Here is a 4,074-nt window from a genome sequence, read left to right on the forward strand (position 1 = left end):
CGGCGGCCAGCACCACCGCCGTCAGGTCCGATCCGCCCCGGCCCAGCAAGGCCACCCGGCCGTTCGAGCGCACCGCGCCGAAGCCCGGAACCACCACCACCTCATGCTCGGCCAGGGCCTGATGCAGACGCTCGCCCTTCAGCGACACGGGGCGGGCGTGCTGGGCCGGGCCTTCGGCGACGATGCCCAGCTCACGCACCGACAAACCCACCGCGTCCAGCCCCACCCGGTCGCAGGCGACGGCGACCAGGGCGGCGGCCTTTTCCTCGCCCAGCACGACATAGGCGGGCAGCAGTTCGTTCTCGTGATCCAGACCCAGGCTGCGGGCGTCGGCCAGCAGCTGATCCGTCTGACCGGCCAGGGCCGAAACAACCGCCACCACCTTCCGGCCGGCGCGGACGTGGCCGTAGATTTCGCTGGCGACGGCGGGGGCCTGGGCGGCGTCGCGCAGGACCGACGAACCGAACTTCAGCACCACCACATCGGCGGCGGGAGCGAGCGCTGCGACCGGTTTCAACTGATCGGCGACGAGGGCGAGAGAGGCGGACATGGGCATTTCCTGAAGGCTGGATCTGGGAGGATTTCGAGAGAAGTCGGCGGGGATCGGCGGTGGGTTCGGGCCAATAAAAAACCCGCCCGGGGGTCCGGGCGGGTGATCGGTTTTCTGCGTTTTCTCGCCTAGACGGCGCGCATCATCCGGTCCCCGCCCGCAAGGGCATGGTGGTGGTACCGGTGGTCGTAATCATGGACGCGAAGAGGCCCGTCGCCGAGGCGGCGATCGCGGTCGTCTTCATGCTGGCGAGGCGGTAAGGCACAGGCGGCGTCCGGTTGAAAATCGTTCCTTAGGGTGAGCCAGGGCGCCGCGCCGCGTCAACCCCGCCTCGAAAGAATTTTTCGCAACACCGCCCCAGGACGCCATTTTCGCCACCCATATGTGCCACACTCGCAAAAATGGGGTGAAATTTTTCGCTTGACCGGTGCCCTTCGCAACCGCACCGTAAGCTCACTCATCAAGACCGGCTGAGGGATTAGGCCCTTTGACGCCGGGGCAACCATCGGGTTCCGCCCGAAACGGTGCCAACTCCTGCGGGGTTCTTCGGGCTTGCCTGAAAGGACCGCGAGAGATGGGTGGAGCGTCGATAAGGCGGCGCGCCACAGGTCTGTCACTGCATGGGTTTCGCCGGTGAGCCGAACCTTTGAGTGATGCGATGACCCTGACCCTGATTCCCACCGAAACCACCGAAGAGCCTTCCTGTAAGGCCACCGCCGCTGCACCTGCGTCCAAGGGCGGCGCCCGAGCTGCGCGCCGTCCGTCGGAACTGCTTCAGCGCGACGGCGCCCATGACGTCGCGGTTGCGATCCCCGACGACTTCGAACTGGATTTCGGCGGAACCCTGACCCAGAAACAGGTCATCGGCCGCCTGCACGGCAAGGCCAACGCCCCCCTGATCGTAGTCGCAGGCGGCATTTCCGCCGACCGCTACGTCCACCGCACCGAGACGAAGGGCCTGGGCTGGTGGTCCGGCGCCGTCGGCGTGCGGGCGCCGATCGACCTGACCCGCTTTCGCGTCCTGGCCTTTGATTTCGCGCCAGAATTCGGCGAAGGCGTCAAGGACGCCAAGACCCCGCTGACCATCACCACCCAGGATCAGGCGCGCCTGCTGGCCCTGCTGCTGGACCATCTGGGCGTGGACAAGGTCGCCGCCTTCATCGGCTGTTCCTACGGCGGCATGATCGCCCTGGCCTTCGGCGAGCTGTTCCCCGACTGGGCCGAGCAACTGGTGGTGGTGTCCGCCGCCCACCGCCCGCATCCGCTGGCCACGGCCTGGCGCGGCATCCAGCGCCGCATCCTGCAACTGGGCCTTGAGACCGGGCGGATCGATCAGGCCGTCGGCCTGGCGCGCGAACTGGCCATGACCACCTATCGCACCCAGGAAGAGTTCGGCGACCGCTTCGATTCCGAGGCCCCCAGCCATGCGGGCCAGGCCTATCCGGTGTGCGATTATCTGCAGGCGCGCGGCCGGGCCTATCGCGACCGCACCACCCCTTCGCGCTGGCTCAGCCTGTCGGACTCCATCGACCGCCACCGCGTCGAGCCCGAGGCCATCAGCGCCCCCGTCACCCTGGTCGGCTTCACCACCGACCGCCTGTGCCCGATCGAGGACATGAGGGAGCTGGCCGACCGCCTGCCCAACCTCTGGCGCTTTGAACAACACGCTTCCGTCTACGGCCACGACGCCTTCCTGAAGGAAGACAGACTGGTCGCCGACATCCTGACCTCCGTACTGAAGGACATCGACCAATGAGCCGCGCCCGTCCCGCCGATCCCCGCACCATCGCCGCCCGCTCGGGCGTCGATACGGACACGGCCCACGGCGCGGTCATGCCGGCGCTGTATCTGTCGTCCAACTATTCCTTCGCCGCCTTCGGTCAGCCGCGCAAATACGACTATTCGCGCTCGGGCAATCCGACCCGCGACGTGCTGGCCGAGACCCTGGCCGAGCTGGAAGGCGGCGCGGGCGCCGTCATCACCGCCACCGGCATGGCGGCGGTCGACCTGCCGCTCAGCCTGCTGGAGCCGGGCGACCTGCTGATCGCGCCGCACGACTGCTACGGCGGCACCCACCGCCTGCTGTGCGCCCGCGCCAGGAAGGGGCATTTCCGCGTCTCCTTCGTCGATCAGAACGACAGCGTCGCCCTGGACGCCGCCCTGGCCGACGGCTGCAAGCTGGTGCTGGTCGAGACGCCGTCCAACCCCCTGCTGCGCGTCACCGACATCGCCGAGGTCTGTCGTCGCGCCCATGCCGTGGGGGCCAAGGTGGTGTGCGACAACACCTTCCTGTCGCCGGCCTTGCAACGGCCGTTGGAGCTGGGCGCCGACATCGTGGTCCACTCGACCACCAAATACATCAACGGCCATTCCGACGTGGTCGGCGGCGCCGTGGTTGCGGCCGATCCGGCCGATCATGAAAAGCTGGCCTGGTGGGCCAACTGCCTGGGCGTGACCGGCTCGCCGTTCGACGCCTATCAGACCCTGCGCGGCCTGCGGACTCTGTTCACCCGCATCGAACGCCAGCAGGCGACGGCCAGCCTGGTCGCGGCGGTGCTCGAGTTGCACCCGGCGGTCAAGGCCGTCCACTATCCGGGCCTGACCAGCCATCCCGGCCACGCCCTGGCGGCGCGCCAGCAGTCAGGCCCCGGCGCCATGCTCAGCTTCGAACTGAACGGCGGGACCGAGGCGGTGCGCCAGGTGATCGAGCAGCTGGACGTCTTCACTCTGGCGGAATCCCTGGGCGGGGTCGAAAGCCTGGTCGCCCATCCGGCCACCATGACCCACGCCGCCATGACGCCCGAGGCGCGCGTGACGGCCGGCATCACCGACGGCCTGCTGCGCCTGTCGGTCGGGCTGGAGCATCAGGACGACATCCTGGCCGACCTGACCCAGGCCCTGGATGCGGTGACGCTGAAGGCGGCGGCGTAACCCAGACGCCATTTCTCCCTCCCCATGAAGGGGAGGGAGAATTTGACGCTTAGGCCACAGCCCGCATCAGGGCGTCCATGCGTCCGCGCGCATCCAGGTCGCGGGCGTCATCCAGGGCGAACTGACCCATCATACGATCCAGCTCGATCGCGTCGGAGGCCAGGGCGTGGCTGGCGGCGGTCGATTCCTCGACCATGGCCGCATTCTGTTGCGTGACCTGATCCATCTGGTTCACGGCGATGTTGACCTGCTGCAGGCCGCTGGACTGTTCATGCGAAGAGGACGCGATCTCTTCGGCGATGACGGTCAAACGCTGGATCTGACCGGCGATCCGCTCCAGCGCATGACCGGTGTCGCCGACCAGGGCCACGCCCGCGCCGACCTGACGGCTCGACTCGGTGATCAGAGTCTTGATCTCCTTGGCCGCCGAGGCCGAACGCTGCGCCAGGGCGCGCACTTCAGACGCCACCACGGCGAAGCCGCGACCGGCGTCGCCCGCGCGCGCCGCCTCGACGCCCGCGTTCAACGCCAGCAGGTTAGTCTGGAAGGCGATCTCGTCGATCACCCCGATGATGTCGCCGATCTGGTTGGAC

3 protein-coding genes, 1 pseudogene and 1 riboswitch are annotated in these 4,074 nt (G+C 68.1%); of the genes and pseudogenes, 2 read left to right on the top strand and 2 right to left on the bottom strand.

All coding sequences use genetic code 11. The features are described from left to right. Positions 1-550: pseudogene (locus RT567_RS14300) on the bottom strand (homoserine dehydrogenase); the annotation flags it as partial. 454 nt (positions 551-1,004) lie between these two features. Further along, positions 1,005-1,131: riboswitch (SAM riboswitch) on the top strand. Between the two features lie 77 nt (positions 1,132-1,208). Here RT567_RS14300 and RT567_RS14305 point away from each other — a divergent pair. After that, the gene (locus RT567_RS14305; protein ID WP_313576941.1) at positions 1,209-2,306 is read left to right on the top strand and encodes a homoserine O-succinyltransferase; all 1,098 of its coding nucleotides are present in this window, start codon (positions 1,209-1,211) and stop codon (positions 2,304-2,306) included. After that, positions 2,303-3,481 carry a cystathionine gamma-synthase gene (gene metB / locus RT567_RS14310; RefSeq protein WP_313576942.1) on the top strand — a complete coding sequence of 393 codons (1,179 nt, stop codon included), beginning with the start codon at positions 2,303-2,305 and terminating at the stop codon, positions 3,479-3,481. The genes RT567_RS14305 and metB overlap by 4 nt, the downstream gene beginning before the upstream one ends. A gap of 49 nt (positions 3,482-3,530) precedes the next feature. Here the strand turns inward: metB and RT567_RS14315 are convergent. Next, the coding region (locus RT567_RS14315) for a methyl-accepting chemotaxis protein (RefSeq protein WP_313576943.1) at positions 3,531-4,074 on the bottom strand (544 nt) is incomplete at its 5' end.

It is taken from the genome of Brevundimonas sp. (assembly GCF_032107865.1).
GTDB lineage: Bacteria > Pseudomonadota > Alphaproteobacteria > Caulobacterales > Caulobacteraceae > Brevundimonas.

Excerpts from the sequence above, each read along its gene's own strand:
- RT567_RS14305 (WP_313576941.1), top strand. The coding sequence starts at position 1,209 with ATGACCCTGACCCTGATTCCCACCGAAACCACCGAAGAGCCTTCCTGT.
- metB (WP_313576942.1), top strand. The coding sequence starts at position 2,303 with ATGAGCCGCGCCCGTCCCGCCGATCCCCGCACCATCGCCGCCCGCTCG.